The following is a 19,341-nucleotide window of genomic DNA, read 5'->3' on the forward strand; positions in this document are numbered from 1 at the left end:
CCGTCCTTGCCACGGCCCGTCACACAGCCATGGCGAGGTCAGCGGACCCGGAACAGACTTCCACTGCGGCCAAGGGGCCGTTGCTTGTGGAGATCTTCCGATGAACAAACTGATGCTTTTCTGCACGGCCCATCCCGTTGCCGGCGCCGGCTTCGCCGCGCTGCTGCTGCACGCCGCCGTACTCGCCAGCTTCGGCCAGGTACCGACGCGCGGCGAACGCCTGTTGGCCTACACCTACTCGGAGCAGTTCACCGCGGCCGACCAGTCCCCCGCAATGGTTGCCCGGGCCGCGGCCAAGGCCCGTGCTCCGCAAAGCCGTCTGGCGCGGCTGGCGCACCGCTGGCTGCACCTGGGCGCCGAGCCCACGGCCGCGCGCGGACCGGTCTAAACTGGGCCGTATCCTTCGATGGCCTTGTTGAACTTGAGCGCAGCTTCGATTCCACCGGACAGCATCGACGGCGCGCAGGCCGCGCGGCCTTCCGTCGCCCGCTGGAGCGTGGCGGCCTGGGTGTTGCTGTTCTGGTTCGGCTTCTACGGCCTGATGATGCCCTCGGACATGATCGAGGACATGCAGATGGCCCACGGTGCCAACCTGGCGCGGGATGTCTTCGGCACGTTCCTGCAGGCCTCGGTGTGGAGCCTGCTCTCGCCCCTGATCCTGTGGCTGACGCAGCACTACGCCATCGAAGGGCCCCTGCGCTGGCGCAACATCGGCATACACGCCGGAGCCGGCCTGGCCATCTCGGCGGTCAACGTGGCCATCTGCCACTCCCTCGTCTATGCCGTGTTCGGCGACCGCATCGGCAGCAGCGTGCACTGGACGCTGGGCGAGAGCGTGCTGGTGTCGACGCCCTATATGGTGATCATCTACCTGGCCTTCGCCGCCATCGTCTATTCGATCCGGCTGGTGCGCCGCTACGAGGAGCGCGAGAAGCTGCTGGCGCAGGCGCAGGTGCAGGCACTGAAGGCCCAGCTCAATCCGCACTTCCTCTACAACACGCTCAACGCGGTATCCGAATTCGCCTACAAGGACGCCGCCACCGCCGAGCGTCTGATCACCATGCTCAGCGACCTGCTGCGCCTGTCCTTCGCCGGCGGCGATGCCCCAAAGGTGCCGCTGGCCGACGAGCTGGCTTTCGTGCGCCGCTACCTCGACATCCAGCAACTGTTGCTGGAGGACCGCTTGCAGGTGCGTTACGCCTTCGAGCCCGAGGCGCTCGGGGCGCAGGTGCCGAATTTCATCCTGCAACCGCTGGTGGAAAACGCCGTGGTGCACGGCATTTCGCGCCGCGTCGCCACCGGCCACATCGAGGTCGGCGCACGCGTCGAGAATGGCCGCCTCAAGTTGTGGGTCAGCGACGACGGCCCGGGACTCGCCGGTGCTTCGCCGCGCCGCCACGGCATCGGCCTGTCGCATACACGCGCGCGACTGACCCAGCTTTACGGCGGCGAGCAGGGCCTGGAAATCGACTCGCCCGCGGCCGGCGGCTTCAATGCGCGCCTGTGCCTGCCGTACGAACGGCAGCGCACCGGCTGAGGCGGGGAACACCATGGCCGCCATCCGTACCCTCATCGTCGACGACATGCCCCCGGCGCGTCGGCGTCTGCGGCGCCACCTGGAACAGGCCGAGGATTTCGAGATCGTCGGCGAGTGCGGCGACGGCGCCTCCGCCATCAGCAGCATCCGGAGCCTGCGCCCGGATCTGGTATTCCTCGACGTGCAGATGCCGGAAATCGACGGCTTCGGCGTCATCGCCGCACTGGAGCCGGCGGCGCGTCCCGCCATCATGTTCGTCACCGCTCACGACGAGCACGCCTTGCGCGCGTTCGAGGTGCACGCACTCGATTACCTGCTCAAGCCCTTCGACAGCGAGCGTTTCGAGAACGCCCTGCAACGCGCGCGGGAGCAGCTGCGCAACCGCAGCGAACAGAGCCTCGACCACCGCTTCGACGCCTTGCTGGCGCAACTGCGCCCGGAAGCGCGCTGGCTGCGCCGCGTCGCGGTCAAGACCCGCGGCCGCACCCGCGTGGTCAGCGTCGACGAGATCGACTGGATCGGCGCCGAGGGCAACTACCTGAGCCTGCATGCCGGCAGCGAGCTGCACCTGATCCGCGAAACCATGAACGCCTTCGAGCAGCAGCTCGACCCGCAGCGCTTCGTGCGCATCCACCGCTCGACCATCGTCAACCTGGACCGGGTCAAGGAACTGACGCCGCTGTTCAACGCGGATCAGTGCGTGCTGCTCAAGGACGGCACGGAGCTGACCTTGTCACGCAGCTATCACGATCGGGTGAAGGCCCTGCTGGGGGACATCTAGCCGCGGGTGCGAGACGGGTTCAGCTCTTCGAGCGCTGCATGAACTTCGCCGTGGCCTTCTGCACCATGCGGAAATAGAACTCGGGCGAAACCCGCTTGAGCAGCACCTGCCGCCTGTCATCCGCATTGACCAACACCAGGAAGCGCTTGTCGCGCACCGCGTCGAAGATGTCGCTGGCGACGCTGTCGGCGGTGACGGCGGACTTGTCCATCAGGCGCTGCACGATGCGGTCCATCTGCGGCGCCGGCTCGTCGCCCTGTTCCGGCGAAGCCTGGCGGCTGGTGGCGATGAGGTTGGTCTTGAAGAAGGAAGGGCAGACCGCGCTGACGCCGACGCCGTGCGGCTCCATCTCATGGCGCAGGGTTTCGGACAGCGAGATCACCGCGGCCTTGGCGGCGTTGTAGCTGGCCATCGCCGGCGGATTGGCGATGCCGGCGAAGGAGGCGATGTTGACGACATGGCCGCTGCCTTGCGCGGTGAGCAGGGGCACGATGGCGCGCGCGCCGCGCACGCAGCCGAGCAGGTTGATGTTGAGCACCCACTGCCACTGCTCGATGGACGACTCGACCACCGTGCCCTTGGTGGCGACGCCGGCGTTGTTGACCAGCACGTCGACACCGTTCCACTCGCGCTGCAGGCGCGCGGCAATGGCGGCGAAGGATTCCTCCGAGGTCACGTTGCAGACGTCGGCGAAGCCGCTGCCGCCGGCGGCGGTCACTTCAGCCAGGGTCTGCGTGGCGGCGGCGAGATCGACATCGGTGACGGCGACCCGCCAGCCCTCGCGGGCAAAGCGCAGCGCCACGGCCTTGCCCAGGCCGCTGCCGGCGCCGGTGATGAAGATGCGCTTGCGGGCCTGCTGGCCCGGTGCCGCGGGGGTCGAACTCACGCAACCATCCTCTTAAAGAGTGATGGTGCGATCGTAGATGAAATCGAAGCTGAAAGTGCGCTCGGCGGCGGCCTTGGCGTCGAGGTAATCGGCCATGCGCTGCAGGCGCGACGGAATCTTCATCAGCTTTTCCTGCGCCGCGGCACCCTCGGCCGAGAGGCCGGTAAGGCCGCCGATGTTCCAGAACTCGAGCAGCTCCTCGACGATCTGCTGGTAATGGCGCGGGCCGTAGATGTCGGCGCGGCGCACCACGTCCGCCATATGCTCGTAGTCGCAGATGTTGTGGCCGGGCATGGCCAGCGCCGGCATCACCTTGAGCAGCGAATTCAGCGCGACATTGGTGTCCTGCTTCAGCACCTCGTGGAACACCGCGCGGTAGAAGGCGTAATGCCGCGATTCGTCGCCGGAGATGTGGGCCAGGATGCGCTGGATTTTCGGCTCGTACCGGCCGCAGCTGCGGCCGGTGTTGGCGTGCGCATACTGCGTGGCGCGTTCCTGCAGGCTGGTATAGGCCAGCAGGCGGTAGGGATCCTGGTGCCAGTCCGGGTTGAAACCGGCTTCGATGTAGCGGTACTGCATGCGCTCCAGCGCGCCCATATTGAACACGCGCGCATCGCGCACGTAGTCGCGCAGCACGCAGCCGTGGCGGTCTTCCTCGGCGGTCCACAGGTTGTTCCAGTCGGACCAGGGGGATTCGTTGCCCAGGTGGGTGGCGATGAGGCGATGGAAGTGCGGCAGCCCTTCCTCAGTCAGCAGGTTCAGGGCCAGCGCCACGCGCACCGCGTCGGGCAGGCCGCGTGCGGCGTCGCGCACCCGCAACAGCTCCGTGATGTCCTGCTGCGTCTCCTGGTCGTCGGCCGGCGACAGGTCATTGGGGAACCACAGCTTGCGGCGCTCCAGGTGGGAGGCCGTCTGCTCCCTGACGAACGGCTCCAGCGCGGCCAGGATTTCAATCTGGTCGGGGGTGCCAAAACTGATTTTCGGTGCTGCGCTGCCCATGGTGGACGATCCTAGAGTGCTGCCGCCGCCGCCTGCCCGGGAGGTAAGCGGCATTTCTTACGAAATCATTATACGGAAACGACGGGCGGACAGACGAGGCCGGGCCCACGCGCTGATTCAGACCGCTATCCTCCTGATTAAGGTAAGGAATTCCGTGCGCGTGCGGGGGTCGTCGCGGAACGTTCCAAGCATCATCGAGGTGGTCATCGAGGAGTTCTGCTTCTCCACACCCCGCATCATGGCACATAGATGTTTAGCTTCGATGACCACCGCCACGCCGCGGGCGCCGGTCACCTCCTGGATGCAGTTGCCGATCTGCTGGGTCAGGTTTTCCTGGATCTGCAGACGCCGCGCGAACATATCGACGATGCGCGGAATCTTGGATAATCCGATGACCTTGCCGTCCGGGATGTAGGCGACGTGGGCCCGGCCCAGGAACGGCAGCAGGTGGTGCTCGCACAAGGAGTAGAGTTCGATGTCCTTGATGATCACCATCTCGCTGTTGGTGGTGCTGAAAATGGCATTGTTCACCACTGCCTGCAGGTCCTGGCGATAGCCCTGCGTCAGGAATTCCATTGCCTTGGCGGCGCGGTGCGGGGTGCGCCGCAGGCCTTCGCGCTCCGGATCCTCGCCCAGGGCCTCGATGATGGCGCGGTAATGTTCTTCCACGATTATTCTCTTTCTGGCGTGATAGTGACTTTCGATTATTCCACAGCGGTCAAGCGGGCGGCTCCTCCGGACGGGCGGAATGGTTAAGCGCCAGGAAGTGCTGCAGGTGCCGGTGGACCTGATCCGCCCCGGCCGCACCCAGGCCCGGCGCCGCTTCGATCCCGCCGCCCTGGCCGAACTGGCCGAGTCGATCCGTGAATCAGGCGTGGTGCAGCCGGTGGTGGTGCGCAGCGACGGCCGCGGCTACGAGCTGCTGGCCGGCGAGCGCCGCTGGCGCGCCGCGCAGCAGGCCGGCCTGCACGAGATCCCGGCCCTGGTGCGCGACGACCTGTCGGACACCGAGGCCTACATCCTCGGCCTGATCGAGAACCTGCAGCGCGAATCGCTCTCGCCGATCGAAACCGCCGAAGGCCTGCGCCGCCTGGGCGACACCTTCACCCTGCGCCACGAGGACATCGGCACGCGCATCGGCAAGTCGCGCACCTATGTCACCAACCACCTGCGCCTGCTGGCGCTGGCGCCGACGGTGCAGACGCAGGTGGACGAGGGCGGCCTGTCGCTGGGTCACGCCAAGGTACTGGCCGGCCTGCCGGTGGACAAGCAGCAGGCCTGGGCGCAGATCATCCTGCGCGAGCGCCTGTCGGTGCGCGCCTTCGAGCAACGCCTGGCGATGAAGCGCGCGCCGAAGAAGAATCGCAGCGGCGACGACTGGGAAAAGCTGGCGCAGAAGCTGTCGGAGCACCTCGGCTATCCGGCGGACTTCAAGCCGGGCGCCAAGGGCGCCGGCGAGTTGCGACTGCGCTTCCACAGCCTCGACGAACTCGACGGCCTGCTCGAGCGCATGGGCTACCGCGAGAACTGAAGGGGCCGATCGGCGGTCTGTGCTTGCGCATGATCTGGCACGAGTTCTGTTACGAAAAGGCGCATCGCCACCCTGCAACACACGCCAGCGCCGGAAGTCGGATAATGGCGTCCTCACCGAAGTCCTGACCGCATCAGCTTGATGAATTGTCGCTCCATCGTTTTCGCCTTGTGCGTGGCGGCCCCGGCCGTGCTGTGCGCATGCGTCGGCGCACCCGCCAATCCCAATCCGCGCGCCGCTGCGCCGCTGGCGCTGGCCCCCGCGGTGGATCTGCCGCGCTTCATGGGCCGCTGGTATGTTATCGCCAACATTCCCTATTTCGCGGAAGCCGGCTATGTCGGCAGCTATGTCGAATACGCGCAACGGCCTGACGGCGACATCGACGACCTCTACTTCGGCCGCAAGGGCAGTTTCGAGAACCCGCTGGAGAAGAAGGAACTGAAGGACAGCGTGGTGGCCGGCAGCAACAACGCCGAGTGGCGCGCCTCACCGGTCTGGCCGGTGTCGTTCAGCTACCTGATCCTCTACGTCGATCCCGCCTACCAGTACGCGCTGGTCGGCTATCCCGAAAGAAAATGGGGTTGGGTCTTCGCCCGCTCGCCGGAGATCGACGACGCGACCTATCACCGGCTGCTGGCCGAGTTCGACCGGCAGGGCTACGACACCAGCCGCTTCCTGCGCGTGCCGCAGCAGATCGACCAGTTGGGCAAGCCCGGCTTCCAGTCGCAATGAGCGCCGGCATGACCGCCATCCCGCTGGAAGGACCGCAGCCGCCGTTCCAGGTGGTGGAACGCGTCAGCAAGCAGGCGCGCAGCATCCGCATCGAGGTGCGCCCGGACGGGGAGGTGCGGCTGATCATTCCGCGCTTCGTGCCGAAACGCGCCGCCTACGAGTTCCTGCACAGCCGCGAGGAATGGATCCGCCTCAAGCTGGCCGAACTGCACCTGCGCAGCGCCGCCGAGCCGCGGCGCCCGCCGCTGCTGTGGGACGGCACCGATACCATCCCGCTGCATGGCGTGGAAACGCCGGTGGAGATCGTCTCCGCCCGCCTGACGCGGCCACGCGTGCGCTTCGACGACGGCGCCATCACCATCTTCTGCGCGCAGATCGCCCGCAGCTATCCGGCGGTATTGACCAAGGCCCTGCGCACCGCCCTCGGCGAACTGGCGCGGCACCAGGCGCGGCGCCTGCTCGACGAGGAAGCCGCGCGCCTGGGCGTGGATTACCACGGTCTGCGCATCGCCGACCAGAAGTCGCTGTGGGGCAGCTGCACCCCCCGCGGCGACATCAGCCTCAACTGGCGCCTGGTGCTGGCACCGCCGGAAGTGTTCCGCTACGTGGTCGTACATGAGCTGTGCCACCGCATCCGCCTGGACCATTCGCGCCAGTTCTGGACGCTGGTGATGCGCCAGATGCCGGAAAGCAGCGCCTGGCGCGCCTGGCTGCGCCAGGAAGGCGCCTCCCTCCACACCGTCCTACCGCGCCGCTGAAACCCGCGCGGACGGCACGGAAGGCGCTCCGGAATGGTGCGCCGGGCGGTTCCAGAGCGGCCCACTCTGTATCCAAGACGAACCAATCGGCCTCCCTTCCCAAGTGGGAGGTTGTATCCGGCGCCAGGGGCCGGTAATGTCCTCTTGCGCGCACTTGCGGAGGAGCATGTGATGGCAACGCTGGACTCGGTACGGGTTAGGGACTACATGAGCACCAAGCTCATTACGTTCACACCGGATATGGAAGTGATGCGGGCGGTCAACACCCTGGTGCAGCACGGCATCGCCGGTGCGCCGGTGGTGAACAAGGACGGCCAGGTGGTGGGCATGTTCTCGGAGAAGGACTGCCTCAGCGTCGCCCTAGTGGCATCGCAGGACACCTGCATCGCCGGGCCGGTCAGCCAGTTCATGAGCACCAAGGTCGTCACCGTCGATCCGGAGATGAACCTGACGCAACTCGCCACCATGTTCGTCAACCAGTCGTTCCGGCGCTATCCGGTGCTGGAGAACGGCAAGCTGGTAGGGCAGATTTCGCGCTCGGACGTGATGAAGGCGATCAATTCGCTCTGCTGATCCCGGCTTGCCCTGAAACCTCGACGACGGCGGGCAAGCGCGGATTTCCTCCGCGCCGGCCAGATTCCGTCTAAATCGTAGGCTCCAGCACCAGCGGCAAATTCAGGCGGAACGTTGCTCCGCGTTCCGCAGGCAGCAGCGCAATCCCGCCCCCATGCGCCGCCAGCAGCGAGCGCGTGATGGACAAACCCAATCCGGTGCCGCCGCGTTCGCGCGCCGTGGTGAAGAACGGCTCGAATATCTTGGCGGCATTGCCGGGCGAAATGCCGGGGCCGTTGTCGCTGAAGTCGATCATGAGCTGACGGGCGGCCGGATCAATGGCGTAACGGATGGTGACGCGCGCGCCGGCGCCCGCATGCTGGCGGGCGTTGTCGCATAGCGTGCCGAGGATCGAGTCGAGCACCTCGGCGGCGATCGCCACGCGCGCACCGGCGGCCTGGCCGTCGACCACCACTTCCAATCCGAGCTCGCGCTGCCGCGTCGCCACCGCGTTGACGATGTCGACGATGGCGGCCTGCTCCTGTCTTGGCTGCAGCACGTCGGCGCGGGCCAGTTCGAGCAGGCGGCGCACCAGGCGCTCCAGCCGGTTGGCGTCGGCGGCGACCATGCCGAGGAAGCGCTCGCGCTCCTCGCCGGACATGCCGGCACCGTGCTCGCGCAGCAGTTCCACCGCGCCCTGCATCGAGGTCAGCGGCGTCTTGAACTCGTGCGAGACGTGCGCGGCGAAGTCGCGGATGTAGGCGGCGCGGCTTTCCAGCGTGCCGGCCATGGCGGCGATGGTTTCGGACAACTCGTGGATCTCGCGCGTGCCGGCGTGGCGCAGCGGCGTCACCGCGCCGCGCTCGCCGCGGGCGGCGCGCCGCGCCTGCTCGATCAGCGCATGTACCGGGCGGCTGATGGTGAGCGAGGTGAACAAGGACAGCGCCAGCACCACCAGCAGCAATATCAGCGCGCCGCGCAGCAGCGCGGTGCGCTTGCCCAGGATGGCCTGCTTGATGTTGGCCGGCGTGCGCACCAGCAGCACCGCGCCGAGCACACGCCCATCGTGCACGATGGGCTGCGCCACCAGTACCGATACATGCGCGCCGCGGCTGATCGATTCCAGCGGCGTCGGCGGTTCGGTGCCGCGCCAGCGCAGCAAGCTCACCGGCTCGCCCTGCAAGGCGCGCGTCACTTCCTCGCGGGTGATCAGCGAAGCGCCGAGATCCTCGCTGGTGCTGGCGACGACGATGCCGTTGTAGTCGACCACGCGGATGCCGGCGAGGGTATAGAGCTGCGCGCCGCGCAGCACCGGCGTCAGCTCGTGGCCCAGGGTCTGCGCCAGGGGATCGGCGCCGGTGTCAGCCACGGCCGGATCCGGCACCGGCGGGCGCACCTTGTCATCGGCGAGGTCGAGCTGCGCGCTGCGCGGCCGCCACGGACCGTTGCCGGGATTCTGCGGCGGATGCCAGAGCAGGGGATTGCCGTAATCCAGCGACTGCACATCGCCGCGCGCATGCGGATCGTGGTGGCCGGCGAGCCGCGTGTAGTCGGTCTGGTACGCCGCCGCGATCACTGCACCCTGGGCGATCAGCTCCGACTCGGTCTGGCGGATCAGCGCGCTCTCGTAGATGCGCAGCACGAAGATGCTGCCCAGCGGCAACACCAGCACCACCAGGTTGATCAGCAGCAGGATGGTGCGCAGGCGCAGGCGGAACCAGCCGCCGCCGCGCTTGCCTGCCGCTTCCGGAGTGGGGGTGATCGCAGCGATCGGCTTACTCGCAGGGGCCCAGGCGATAGCCGACGCCGTGCAGCGTTTCCACCGGATCGGCGCCGAGCGCGCTGAACTTGGCGCGCACCCGGCGCACATGGCTGTCGATGGTGCGGTCGCTGACGATCTTGTGCAGCTCGTAGGCGGTGTTCATCAGGTGATCGCGGCTGCATACCTTGCCGGGCCGTTCGATCAGGGTGCGCAGGATGCCGAATTCGGTCAGGGTCAGCACCACCAGCTTGTCGTCCCAGTAGGCCTCGTAACGGTCGAGATCCAGCCGCAGGCGACCATGCTTGAGCGCCTGCTGCGCCGCCGCCGGAACATGGCTGGCACGGCGCAGGATGGCGCGCACCCGCGCCACCAGCTCGCGCGGCGAGAACGGCTTGGCGACGTAGTCGTCGCCGCCCAGTTCCAGGCCGACGATGCGATCGACCTCGTCGTCCTTGCTGGAGACGAACAGGATCGGCGTGTGCGCGGTGGCCGGCGCCGCGCGCAGGCGCCGGCAGACCTCGGTGCCGTCCATCTCCGGCATCAGGATGTCGAGCACCACCAGCGCCGGCTTCTCGCGGCCGAAGCAGTCCAGCGCCTGCTTGCCGTTCTCGGCGCTGACCGTGGCATAGCCGGCCTTCTGCAAGGCGAAACACACCACCTCGCGGATATGCGGATCGTCGTCCACCACCAGGATCTTTTCCATCGCGCTCATCGAATTGACCGTAACGGCGAGCAGATTAGCAGCCGCCGGGCGGCGAAAACCGCGCTGCACGGATTCTGCACACGGTTCCTCGCCATTTGCATGGCGCCGTCAATCCGGCGGCAAGCGCCGCGCCGAAACTGCTCCCCGCCAACCCCGGCCGAGGACAGCGCCATGCGCGAGCAAATGATGTGGTTCGCCTTCTTCATCGCCCTGATGTTCCTGTTGCCGCCGCTGGTGGCCATGGACCTGGCAGTACCGTGAGAATCGAGTGCTTTTTGTAGGGCGGGCCGTGCCCGCCGCATGCCGCGCGGCCAGGGCGGCGCAGCGGCGGCCACGGACCGCCCTACGATCGCTGCATTCCGTTCAGGCCGCCTGCGCCGCCAGCCGCCGCAGATGCCCGTGCGCGCCGACAGCGGCAAAGCATTCCAGGGCCTTCGCCCGATGGCTGGCTGCCTCGGCCGCGCTCGGCGCCCAGCGTGCCTGTGCCAGCCACCACCAGGGGCGCGCCACTTCGGCGCCGGTGCTGTCGATCAGCTCCGCCATGCGTGCCAGGCCTTCCGGTACGCGGCCGCTCCAGGGGCCCTTGCCGGGCAGTTCGAAGAAGGCCGCCCAGCAGATCAGTTCCCACACCCGCGAATGCGAGCCCTGCGCCGTGGCGATGGCGGTGGTGGCGACTGCGTGGGCGCGATCGTTGGCGCCGAGCAGGACATAGGCCTTGGCCAGCGTGGCCAGGGTCTGCGCCTGGAACTGGTGGGCGGTGGCGCCGGGCGCCACCAGGGGCAGGGCCGGCTCCAGCACGCGCACCGCCGTTGCGCCGTCGCCCAGCAGCACATGGGCCATGCCCAGGCCGCGCAGGGCAATGGCGCGGAAGTAGGAGCTGCCCCAGGTCTCGGCGCGCTGCATGGCCAGCTGGCCGTGTTGCAACACGCCGGCCGGGTCGCCGGTGAAGGCGGCGAGGTCGATCCAGTTGGTGTGCATCCAGCTGGTGTCGCGGCCTTCCGGTTCGGCGTAGCTCAGCGTCTCGCGCAGCTGCGCATGCGCCCGGTCGAGTTTTCCCAGCCAGCCCAGTGTCAGCGCATGGAAGGCGCGCGACATGAAATTCTCCGGGCCGACCGGCTCGGTCAGCCAGCCGTCGCCGCCGGCCGCGCTGACCAGTTCGGCGCCCTCGCGCGGGTAGCCGGCGGTGCTGTGCACCAGCAGCAGCTGCAAGCGGAAGCGGTTGATCAGCCCGCGGGCATTGCTGTCCACCGCCAGCCGCACGGCCTCGCCGGCGTAGCGGATCGCCTCGCGCGCGTCACCGCGATGCAGCTGTTCGGCGCTGTAGGAAATCAGCAGCTCGGCCAGGGCCGCGGTGTCCTGGTTGGCCTCGGCCAGGGCCCGGGCTTCGATATAGGCCGCCTCGATCTCTTCTTCCGCCGCTTCGGTGAACTGCGCCATGCGCACCAGACCGGCCAGCGACTGGATGCGCAGGCGGTCGGTGGCGGCATTGCGCGGAGCCTGCAGCAGGTTCTTCTGCGCCAGCCGGAACTGCGCCAGCGAGGCATTGGCGCCATGGGCGGAGGACCAGCTGGCCGCGCGCAGGTTCCACTCCGCCGCCCGCGCCCATTCGCCGGCACGACGCCAGTGATGGGCGATGGCCGCCGCATCATCGTCCGGGGGAGCGCTCAATGGATGTTCTTCTTCCAGCAACTCCGCCAGGCGACGATGCGCCGCGCTGCGCTGCGTTTCCAGTTGCGCGCGGTAGACCACATCCTGGCTCAGCGGATGGCTGAAGGTATAAATCCCGACCACATCGGCCTTGGCTTGTATGAAGCCGCGGCTCTGCAGCGTCTTCAGGCCGTCCGCGCACTGCGCCGGCGGCAGCGCGGCAAGGCGCGCCAGCACCTGCTGCGGGAATTCGAGGCCGATGATGGCGGCCGACTGCAGCAGGTTCTTGTCGGCCTCGCCGAGGCGGTCGACGCGCGCCGCGACCAGGGCGTGCACCGTATCGGGGATCGGCCATTGCTCGATGTGGCGCACCAGGGAATAGGCGCCGTTCGAGCCTTGCAGATAGCCGGTCTCGCCCAGCGCCTGCACCGCCTCCTCGACATAGAAGGGATTGCCGCCGGCGCGCCGGCTCAGTTGCTGCGGCAACGCCACCACGCTGGGATGGGCGCCGAGCAGGTCGGAGGCCACTGCTTCGATCTGGACGCCATCCAGCGCGCCGATGTGGATACGCGGATGCGCGTCCAGCCAGGAGGCCGCATAGTCGGGCCGGAAGTTGAGCAGCAGCAAGGTGGACGTGCCGGCCACCTGCGCCGCCAGCATCTCCAGGAAGGCTTCGCTGCCGGCATCGGCGAAGTGCAGGTCTTCCACCAGCAGGATCTGCGGCGTGTCGGCACGCGGCAGCAGCCGCGCCAGCAGTTCGAACAGCTGGCGGCGATCCGCCGTGGCGCCGGCACCCGCCGCACTCGCTGACCCATCGCCCGCGCCGAGAAACTCCAGCAGCCGCGGCAGCAACGCCACCGAAGCAGGCTCGAACAGCAGCAAGGCGCCTGCGGCGAGGCGTTTCAGCTCGGCCGGATGGCCATCCTCCGGCAGGCACAGACGGCGGCGCGTCAGCGTGGTCACGGGGTGGAACGGCATCGCCGCCGCATACGGCACGCCGGTGGCGCGGTGCACGGTCATGCCGCCGCGCTCGCAATCCTGCGCGAACTCGTGGCACAGGCGGCTCTTGCCCATGCCGGCCTCGCCGACCACCGCCACCACCTGGCCGCGGCCGGCCTGCGCTTCCTCCAGCGCCGCCTGCAACCGCTCTCGTTCCGCCTCGCGGCCGACGAAGCGCGCGGCGCCGCGGGCCAGCCCGCGCTCCAGCCGGGTCTTCAATGTTCCCTCGGCTTCGACCTCGTAAACGCGCAGCGGCGCATCCATGCCGGCCACCGCCATCTTGCCGAGATCGCGCAGGCGAAAATAACCTTCGGCCAGCGCCGCGGTGTTGCGCGTGGCGTAGATGCGCCCGGGCTCGCAGATCTGCTCCATGCGCGCCGCCAGGTTCACCGTCAGGCCCTGGGCGGTGTAGTCCATGCGCAGGTCGTCGCCGATGGCGCCGACGATGACCTCGCCGGTATTGAGGCCGACGCGGATGGAAAGATTCAGGCCGGAAGCCAGGCGCAGCTCGTCGGCATACAGGCGCACCTGGCGCTGCATCTCCAGCGCCGCGAAGCAGGCGCGCACCGCGTGGTCCTCGTGCGCCAGCGGCGCCCCGAACAGGGCCATGATGCCGTCGCCGGTGTACTGGTTGACGGTGCCTTCGTAGCGATGCACCGCACCGCTGAGCAGGGTGAAGTAACGATCGAGGATCAGGTGCCAGGCCTCGGCGCCGGCCTGCTCCGCCAGCCGGGTCGAGCCCTTGATGTCGACGAACAGCACGGTGACCCGCTTGCGCTCGCCGATCAGCGCGGCGCGGCTGTTGAGCACCCGCTCCACCAGGTGGCGCGGCGTATAGACGCGGCGCGCCGCCTCGGGAGCGGCGTCATTGCCCAGGCGGGTACCGCACTGGTTGCAGAAGCGTGCGCCGTCCGGATTGGCGGTGCCGCAGTTGTGACAGGTCGGCAAGCGGGGGTCTCCTCCCTGGCTATGTCCCCATCATGGGCCAAGGACGCGGCGGCGTCAGCTACCCCAGCCACAGCGGCTGAAACGGACCGGGGCCCGCTCCCGCAGAGACGGCAAGTCTTACAGGTACTTGGTCCCGGTCAGCTGCTCCGAACGCACCCACAGGGCCGCGGCGAGCTGTGGATCCCGCGATTCGTCGCTGCTGCCGACCTTGGCCGGATAGCCGCGCAACTCCTTGAAGCCACCCGGGCCGAAATACTCGCCGCCCTGTACCCCGGGTGCCGTGGCAGCATAGAGCGACGGCAGGGCGCCCATCGCCGCAGGCTGCGCCATGAACGAATTGGCCCAGCGCATCAGGGCGCTGCCCTGATCCGGATTGGTATTGGACCAGCCCGGGTGGGCGGCGACGGCGGTGACGGCCGAGCCGGACTGGCGCAGCCGCCGGTCCAGCTCGAAAGTGTAAAGCAGGCTGGCCAGCTTGCTCTGGCCGTAGGCGTCCATTTCCTTGTAGGGGCGGCGCTCGAAATGCAGGTCGTCGAGCTTCAGCCCCTTGGTCAGACGGTGCGCCATGCTGGCGGTGTTGACCACGCGCGAACCCGGCGTGGCCTGCAAGCGCTCCAGCAGCAGGCCGGTCAGCGCGAAATGGCCGAGGTGGTTGGTGCCGATGTGCGTCTCGAAGCCGTCGCGGGTCTTGCCCAGCGGCACCATGATGGCGCTGCCGTTGTTGCACAGGATGTCGAGCCGGCTGAAGCGCGCCTTGAAATCCTGGGCGAACTGCCGCACCGAGGCGAGATCGGCGAGATCCAGCTGCATGATTTCCAGTTTCGCCTGCGGCACGCGCCGCCGCACTTCGGCGGCTCCCGCCTGCGCCTTCCGCGGATCGCGGCAGGCCATCACCACGGTGGCGCCGGCGCCCGCCAGCCCCGCGCTTATTTCCAGCCCCAGGCCGCGGTTGGCCCCGGTCACCACGGCCACCTTGTCATCCAGCCGCGGCATCTCGGCAAGCGTCCAGTTCTTCTGCGGCATGTCGCATCCCCCGATCGAATCCGGCCTGAAATCCGGCTGGCGGCATCATTGCAGGCGAATCGGTTCATGACCTCCTGCGTTCGGAGCAGGGCCGGGCGGGCCTACGCTGGCCGCACCCGGCGCACTGCGGTAAGGTGCGCGCAGCTTTCGCCCCCGGAGCGGCCCGGAATCACCGATGTCACCCGAAGCCTTCACCGAATACCTGCACCGTCATATTCCCCTGACCGCCGCGATGCAGTTGCGCGTGTTGCAGAACGGTGACGGCCACATCGAGCTGACGGCGCCGCTCGCGCCCAACCGCAACCATCGCGATACCGCCTTCGGCGGCAGCCTCGCCACCCTCGGCATCGTCACCGGCTGGGCCCTGCTGCAACAGGGTCTGCGGCAGGAAGGGGTGGAGGCGCGCATCGTGGTGCAGAAAAGCGAATGCGAATTCCTCGAACCGGTCTCCGACGCGTTCTTCTCGGAAAGCCGGCTGCCGGTGGACGAGTGGGCGCGCTTCCTCGCCACCTTGCGCAAGCGCGGGCGCGCGCGCATCACGGTGCACAGCACGCTGCGCAGCGCGGACCGTGAAGTGGTGCAACATAGCGGGACTTTTGTCGCCCTCGGCGGAGACCAGGCATGACCCAGACCTTCCAATTCTGTCCGCGCTGCACCAAGCCGCTGGCGATCGGCTCGGTGGACGAGGGCCCGCCGCGCCTGCGCTGCCCGGATACGGGCTGCGGCTTCGTGCACTGGGACAACCCGGTACCGGTGGTCGCCGCCATCGTCGAGCACGAGGGCGAGGTGATCCTCGCCCGCAACCGCATGTGGCCGCCGAAGATGTTCGCCCTGATCACCGGCTTCCTGGAAAAGGACGATCCCGATCCGGCTTCCGGCGTGCTGCGCGAGGTGGACGAGGAACTGGGCCTGAAGGGCCGCGTGACGGAGTTCATCGGCCACTATCCGTTCCAGCGCATGAACCAGATCATCATCGCCTATCACGTCGTCGCGGCGGGCGAGATCGTGCTCGGCGAGGAGCTGGTCGAATACAGGAAAGTGGCGCCGGACCAGCTGCGCCCCTGGCCGGCCGCGACCGGCCTGGCCCTGCGCGATTGGATGATCCGCCGCGGCCTCACCCCGCTGCCGTTCGAGAACGAGCCGATCAAGCAGATCCAGAATCTGCGCATCATCGACGACCGCCTCGCCACCGCCGGCCAGCCCAGCGCCGAACAGTTCCGCGCGGTACGCAGCGGCGGCTACCAGAGCGTGATCAACCTGCTGCCGGCCGATTCGATATCGGCCGTGACGGGAGAACAGGCCGCCGTGGAAGAGCAGGGTCTGCGCTACCACCACCTGCCGGTGGTGTGGGAAGCGCCGACGGCCGAGGATTTCGCCCGCTTCTGCGCCCTGATGCAGGCCGAGAGCGACCGCCGCATCTTCGTGCACTGTGCCGTCAACAAGCGCGCCTCGGCCTTCGTCTTCCTCTACCGCGTGCTGCGCCTGGGCGTGGCATACGAGGTCGCGGCGCGCGACCTGCTCGCGGTGTGGCAGCCGGACGCGGTGTGGAGCAGATTCATCGAGGAGCGGCTGGCTGCTGCGGCCTGACTGGGAGCGCCGAGCAGGTGTAGGGACAAACGAATCCTTATTGTCAGCAACGTGCCAGGTAGAGACATTCGGCTCGTTAAGTTCGCTGCCGAATAGCTGCCAGATAAATGGTCAAAGCTGAAGCTGAGCGTCGCAATACGGATATGTCATGGGGTCGTGGACGTATCGAACAGCACCCCATCAATGTAAGCGTGGATTCGGACCTTGATTTGATCTGCCCCCTCACCCTGATGGTCTGGATATGGAGTTATTCGTTTGCCATCTTTCACCAAATCTAAGCCAGTGCTATATGCATCTGAGTAACGCCTAATTTCCCGGGGCGGAACCCAGGGGGAAGGCACAGCTAATAGTGCATTTTCTAAGCAGTGAAATTTTGCCGTCTGCTCGGGTGTGGCAACTAAGACCGTGACGATCTGAGCGCTGTGATCAGCTGTTCGAACTTTTCTAACGGCGTTTGGATTTAATGGTCGGCGCAGGGAGATGGACACAATAGATGCGTCCGGCTTCCATGCAGGGTTGTTTGGGGCATAGAGAGTCTCCGTTTCAAAGAAGAGTCCTCTATCTTCGTCGTAGCCCCAATCTCCCGATGCAGCTTCGCCGTAAGGCCCCTCTAGACCGCCAACTTCCCCGCCTACTGCTCCGTTGCGCGTTTCGTCCGCTTCGATGGGTATCCTGGTATAGCCCATTGTGTCGGGGCTAACGTAGGGGATTGTGGGCGCCACAATTTTTGAGGGATTCGTTTCGAATGGTCCCCGTGGACAGTCCGCCGGGTGTCCGGGCAAAATCGCGCATGCTGCCAAACAGATCAGCGAGGCCGAGGCCGCCATTGAGGATGTTCTTAACAAGGACGACTCCCTAATGCACCTAATAGACAGCCTGCCCGAAAGCTGACGCTCGCGACCGACCGCTCAGGGCCGAACGCAGCCTCTTGGCGCCGAATCGAGGCCAGAATCATTCTGGATGATACTCGTAGCGCAGGTAGCGGGTTGCGTAGAACTGAACAAGCGACTCTCTGGCTTCAAACATCTCTGACCATACCTCGGCCCCGTCGGCCAAAGCCACGTCATCCAATAGATATAAGATTAATTCCGGATGGCGTTCGTAAGTCACGTCTCTGCGGCTATGACAGTAAGCCTCCGCTTCGGCTCGCGCTTTTATTTCGGCATCGCTCTCCGACTGAGCAGCAAATGCAACTACTCTTTCCTCAAAAACATTTGTGCCATCCGATTTCTGACCCCACAGATAAACCGAGCGGCCAGCGTACCAATTCATTGAGCTACTCCCGGCAAACGGATGTTGCTTCAATTCTATTTCCACGAAGCTGCCGTTCGCGACCGACCCCCTCGGGCCGATTTGCGCCAATCACGAAAGATCTCACCGCGGGTGCAGCAGTCAATCTGAGCCAGGCAATTCTCCGCACGGCAAGCGCGTGATATATAAGCTTAGGCCACCGATTTCGGGCTGTCCCTATGGCAAGGCGGGGTGCGGCTTACTGGCGCGCGGCCGCCGCTTCCGGGAAGACGATGCTCGCGCTCAGTCCGCGCCCGCCCAGCCCGTCGCCCAGGGTCAGCGTGGCGCCGTGCGAGCGCACGATCTCCTGCACGATGGCCAGGCCCAGGCCGCTGCCGTCGCTGCCGCTGCGGTCCACCCGGTAGAAGCGCTTCAGCGCCTGTTCCCGCAGCGGCGCCGGGATGCCGGCGCCGTCATCGACGACGCGCATGCAGGGTTGCGGCTGCGCCGCCACCTCGATCGACAGGTGACCGCCGCCGGGGTGGTACTTGATGGCGTTGTCGATCAGGTTGTTGAGCGCTTCCGCCAGCAGCAGGCCGTTGCCGCTCACCGCCACCGCCTGCTGCGGCACGGCCAGGCTGATATCGATGTTCCGGCGCAGGGCCCGCGGCACCCACTCGGCGCCCACCTCGCGCGCCAGCCTCGACAGGTCGACCCGCTCGAACGGCGTGGTGGCGATGGCGTCGGGCTCGGAACGGGCCAGCAATAGCAATTGGTTGGACAGGCGGGTGACGCGCTCCACCGCGCGCGCGCATTCCTGCAACACCGGGATCACGCTATTGCCGGCGCTGTTGCCGGCATTGCCATGACCGGCATCCTGCAGCGCCTGCTCCATGTTCAGCTTGAGCGAGGTCAGCGGCGTGCGCAGCTGATGGGCGGCATCGGCGACGAAGCGCCGCTGCGCCGCCAGCGCGCTTTCCAGGCGGGTCAGCAGATCGTTCAAGGCCAGCGCCAGGGGCTGGACCTCCTGCGGCACGTCGTCGACGGCAATCGGCTGTGGACGGCGATGATCCTGCGCCTGCAGGCGCTCCGCCAGCCGGCCCAGCGGCGCCAGGCCGCCGCGGATGCCGAACCACAGCATCAGGCTCGCGGCACCGATCAGCACGATCTGCGGCAGCAACACGCTGGCCAGGATTTCACGCGCCAGCTTGCGGCGCTTGTTCTGCGTTTCGGCCACCTGCACCGTCACCGCTTCGCCGAAGCGATCGGCGGGCAGTTGCAGCGTGGCCACGCGCACCGCGCGGCCGTCGATGACGGCGTCGAACAGGCGCGCGCCCTGGTAGTCGACCGCGCCGTCCGGGTTCTCCGGCGTCGCCGGAAAATCGCTCTGGCCGGCGATGAAGCCGCTGCTGGAGCCGGAGACGCGGTAATAGGTGGTATCCGAAACATCCCACACGAACAGGCGCACGGCCGATTGCGGCAGGTCGAGGATCACGCCGTGATCGGTGCGCTCCACCACCAGCGCCAGCGACTTGGCCGAATCGAACAGCCAGCCGTCGTACACCGTGTTGGCGTAGTGCAGGGCGAAGGCGTAGCAGGCGCCGCCGCCGATGGCGAACAGCACCAGCAGGGGCGCCAGCAGCAGGCGCAGGAAGCGCCGGCGCAG

The 19,341-nt window shown here is 67.2% G+C and carries 18 protein-coding genes and 1 pseudogene; 10 read left to right on the top strand and 9 right to left on the bottom strand.

Going from position 1 to position 19,341, the window contains the following annotated elements; translation table 11 throughout:
• Positions 1-100 precede the first annotated feature (100 nt).
• Genes BP26_RS0116805 through BP26_RS0116815 form a run of 3 tightly spaced genes read left to right on the top strand, consistent with a single transcriptional unit; the run spans position 101 to position 2,318 of the window.
• A complete protein-coding gene (locus tag BP26_RS0116805; RefSeq protein WP_029921731.1) occupies positions 101-388 on the top strand; it encodes a hypothetical protein in 288 nt (95 codons plus the stop codon).
• Positions 389-421: 33 nt separating this feature from the next.
• Positions 422-1,537, top strand: coding sequence for a sensor histidine kinase (locus BP26_RS27750; RefSeq protein WP_169740729.1), 1,116 nt, complete (start codon positions 422-424; stop codon positions 1,535-1,537).
• A gap of 13 nt (positions 1,538-1,550) precedes the next feature.
• The gene (locus BP26_RS0116815; protein WP_029921733.1) at positions 1,551-2,318 is read left to right on the top strand and encodes a LytR/AlgR family response regulator transcription factor; all 768 of its coding nucleotides are present in this window, start codon (positions 1,551-1,553) and stop codon (positions 2,316-2,318) included.
• 19 nt (positions 2,319-2,337) lie between these two features.
• On the opposite strand, the gene BP26_RS0116820 is transcribed toward BP26_RS0116815, so the two are convergent.
• The 3 genes from BP26_RS0116820 to folE all read right to left on the bottom strand — a co-directional run bounded on the left by BP26_RS0116820 (position 2,338) and on the right by folE (position 4,872).
• On the bottom strand, positions 2,338-3,204 hold the full coding sequence (locus BP26_RS0116820; protein ID WP_051749080.1) for an SDR family oxidoreductase: 867 nt from the start codon (positions 3,202-3,204) through the stop codon (positions 2,338-2,340).
• 12 nt (positions 3,205-3,216) lie between these two features.
• Positions 3,217-4,203 (bottom strand): acyl-ACP desaturase, encoded by a 987-nt coding sequence (locus tag BP26_RS0116825; RefSeq protein ID WP_029921735.1) that lies wholly within the window; start codon positions 4,201-4,203, stop codon positions 3,217-3,219.
• A gap of 117 nt (positions 4,204-4,320) precedes the next feature.
• The gene (gene folE, locus BP26_RS0116830) at positions 4,321-4,872 is read right to left on the bottom strand and encodes a GTP cyclohydrolase I FolE (RefSeq protein ID WP_211254951.1); all 552 of its coding nucleotides are present in this window, start codon (positions 4,870-4,872) and stop codon (positions 4,321-4,323) included.
• A gap of 79 nt (positions 4,873-4,951) precedes the next feature.
• Between folE and BP26_RS0116835 the strand changes: the two genes are divergently transcribed.
• From BP26_RS0116835 to BP26_RS0116850, 4 genes are all read left to right on the top strand, one after another.
• On the top strand, positions 4,952-5,734 hold the full coding sequence (locus BP26_RS0116835; protein ID WP_051749081.1) for a ParB/RepB/Spo0J family partition protein: 783 nt from the start codon (positions 4,952-4,954) through the stop codon (positions 5,732-5,734).
• Between the two features lie 141 nt (positions 5,735-5,875).
• Positions 5,876-6,466 carry a lipocalin family protein gene (locus BP26_RS0116840; protein WP_029921737.1) on the top strand — a complete coding sequence of 197 codons (591 nt, stop codon included), beginning with the start codon at positions 5,876-5,878 and terminating at the stop codon, positions 6,464-6,466.
• A gap of 8 nt (positions 6,467-6,474) precedes the next feature.
• Positions 6,475-7,224, top strand: coding sequence for a M48 family metallopeptidase (locus BP26_RS27755; RefSeq protein WP_169740730.1), 750 nt, complete (start codon positions 6,475-6,477; stop codon positions 7,222-7,224).
• Between the two features lie 171 nt (positions 7,225-7,395).
• On the top strand, positions 7,396-7,797 hold the full coding sequence (locus tag BP26_RS0116850; RefSeq protein ID WP_029921739.1) for a CBS domain-containing protein: 402 nt from the start codon (positions 7,396-7,398) through the stop codon (positions 7,795-7,797).
• A gap of 70 nt (positions 7,798-7,867) precedes the next feature.
• Here BP26_RS0116850 and BP26_RS0116855 read toward each other — a convergent pair whose 3' ends face one another.
• From BP26_RS0116855 to BP26_RS0116875, 4 genes are all read right to left on the bottom strand, one after another.
• Positions 7,868-9,646 (bottom strand): sensor histidine kinase, encoded by a 1,779-nt coding sequence (locus BP26_RS0116855; RefSeq protein ID WP_051749083.1) that lies wholly within the window; start codon positions 9,644-9,646, stop codon positions 7,868-7,870.
• Complete coding sequence (locus BP26_RS0116860) at positions 9,552-10,250, bottom strand: response regulator transcription factor (protein WP_211254952.1); 699 nt, start codon at positions 10,248-10,250, stop codon at positions 9,552-9,554. The genes BP26_RS0116855 and BP26_RS0116860 overlap by 95 nt, the downstream gene beginning before the upstream one ends.
• A gap of 354 nt (positions 10,251-10,604) precedes the next feature.
• Positions 10,605-13,835: an adenylate/guanylate cyclase domain-containing protein gene (locus BP26_RS0116870; protein WP_029921742.1), complete on the bottom strand. Its 3,231-nt coding sequence runs from the start codon at positions 13,833-13,835 to the stop codon at positions 10,605-10,607.
• 117 nt (positions 13,836-13,952) lie between these two features.
• Positions 13,953-14,858, bottom strand: coding sequence for an oxidoreductase (locus tag BP26_RS0116875; protein WP_029921743.1), 906 nt, complete (start codon positions 14,856-14,858; stop codon positions 13,953-13,955).
• Between the two features lie 175 nt (positions 14,859-15,033).
• On the opposite strand from BP26_RS0116875, the gene BP26_RS0116880 reads away from it, so the two are divergent.
• The 3 genes and pseudogenes from BP26_RS0116880 (at position 15,034) to BP26_RS31150 (ending at position 16,445) form a co-directional block, all read left to right on the top strand.
• The gene (locus BP26_RS0116880; RefSeq protein WP_029921744.1) at positions 15,034-15,483 is read left to right on the top strand and encodes a YiiD C-terminal domain-containing protein; all 450 of its coding nucleotides are present in this window, start codon (positions 15,034-15,036) and stop codon (positions 15,481-15,483) included.
• A pseudogene (locus BP26_RS31145) lies at positions 15,480-16,001 on the top strand (NUDIX domain-containing protein); the annotation flags it as partial. The gene BP26_RS0116880 and the pseudogene BP26_RS31145, both read left to right, overlap by 4 nt.
• 27 nt (positions 16,002-16,028) lie before the next feature.
• Complete coding sequence (locus tag BP26_RS31150; RefSeq protein WP_436233354.1) at positions 16,029-16,445, top strand: protein tyrosine phosphatase family protein; 417 nt, start codon at positions 16,029-16,031, stop codon at positions 16,443-16,445.
• 951 nt (positions 16,446-17,396) lie between these two features.
• On the opposite strand, the gene BP26_RS29590 is transcribed toward BP26_RS31150, so the two are convergent.
• Both BP26_RS29590 and BP26_RS0116895 read right to left on the bottom strand, forming a co-directional pair.
• A complete protein-coding gene (locus BP26_RS29590; protein ID WP_157572575.1) occupies positions 17,397-17,717 on the bottom strand; it encodes a hypothetical protein in 321 nt (106 codons plus the stop codon).
• Positions 17,718-17,934: 217 nt separating this feature from the next.
• Positions 17,935-19,299 carry a sensor histidine kinase gene (locus tag BP26_RS0116895; protein WP_051749084.1) on the bottom strand — a complete coding sequence of 455 codons (1,365 nt, stop codon included), beginning with the start codon at positions 19,297-19,299 and terminating at the stop codon, positions 17,935-17,937.
• Positions 19,300-19,341: the final 42 nt, after the last annotated feature.

It is taken from the genome of Nevskia soli DSM 19509, assembly GCF_000711955.1.
In the GTDB taxonomy this organism is placed as follows: Bacteria; Pseudomonadota; Gammaproteobacteria; order Nevskiales; family Nevskiaceae; genus Nevskia; species Nevskia soli.

Bases quoted from the DNA above. Each gene is read 5' to 3' on its own strand.
- BP26_RS0116835 (WP_051749081.1), top strand. From the start codon at position 4,952: ATGGTTAAGCGCCAGGAAGTGCTGCAGGTGCCGGTGGACCTGATCCGC.
- BP26_RS0116805 (WP_029921731.1), top strand. From the start codon at position 101: ATGAACAAACTGATGCTTTTCTGCACGGCCCATCCCGTTGCCGGCGCC.
- BP26_RS0116855 (WP_051749083.1), bottom strand. From the start codon at position 9,646: ATGTGCGCCGGGTGCGCGCCAAGTTCAGCGCGCTCGGCGCCGATCCGG.
- BP26_RS0116860 (WP_211254952.1), bottom strand. From the start codon at position 10,250: ATGAGCGCGATGGAAAAGATCCTGGTGGTGGACGACGATCCGCATATC.
- BP26_RS0116825 (WP_029921735.1), bottom strand. From the start codon at position 4,203: ATGGGCAGCGCAGCACCGAAAATCAGTTTTGGCACCCCCGACCAGATT.
- BP26_RS29590 (WP_157572575.1), bottom strand. From the start codon at position 17,717: ATGAATTGGTACGCTGGCCGCTCGGTTTATCTGTGGGGTCAGAAATCG.
- BP26_RS0116815 (WP_029921733.1), top strand. From the start codon at position 1,551: ATGGCCGCCATCCGTACCCTCATCGTCGACGACATGCCCCCGGCGCGT.
- BP26_RS27755 (WP_169740730.1), top strand. From the start codon at position 6,475: ATGACCGCCATCCCGCTGGAAGGACCGCAGCCGCCGTTCCAGGTGGTG.
- BP26_RS0116875 (WP_029921743.1), bottom strand. From the start codon at position 14,858: ATGCCGCAGAAGAACTGGACGCTTGCCGAGATGCCGCGGCTGGATGAC.
- BP26_RS0116850 (WP_029921739.1), top strand. From the start codon at position 7,396: ATGGCAACGCTGGACTCGGTACGGGTTAGGGACTACATGAGCACCAAG.
- BP26_RS0116880 (WP_029921744.1), top strand. From the start codon at position 15,034: ATGTCACCCGAAGCCTTCACCGAATACCTGCACCGTCATATTCCCCTG.
- BP26_RS0116840 (WP_029921737.1), top strand. From the start codon at position 5,876: ATGAATTGTCGCTCCATCGTTTTCGCCTTGTGCGTGGCGGCCCCGGCC.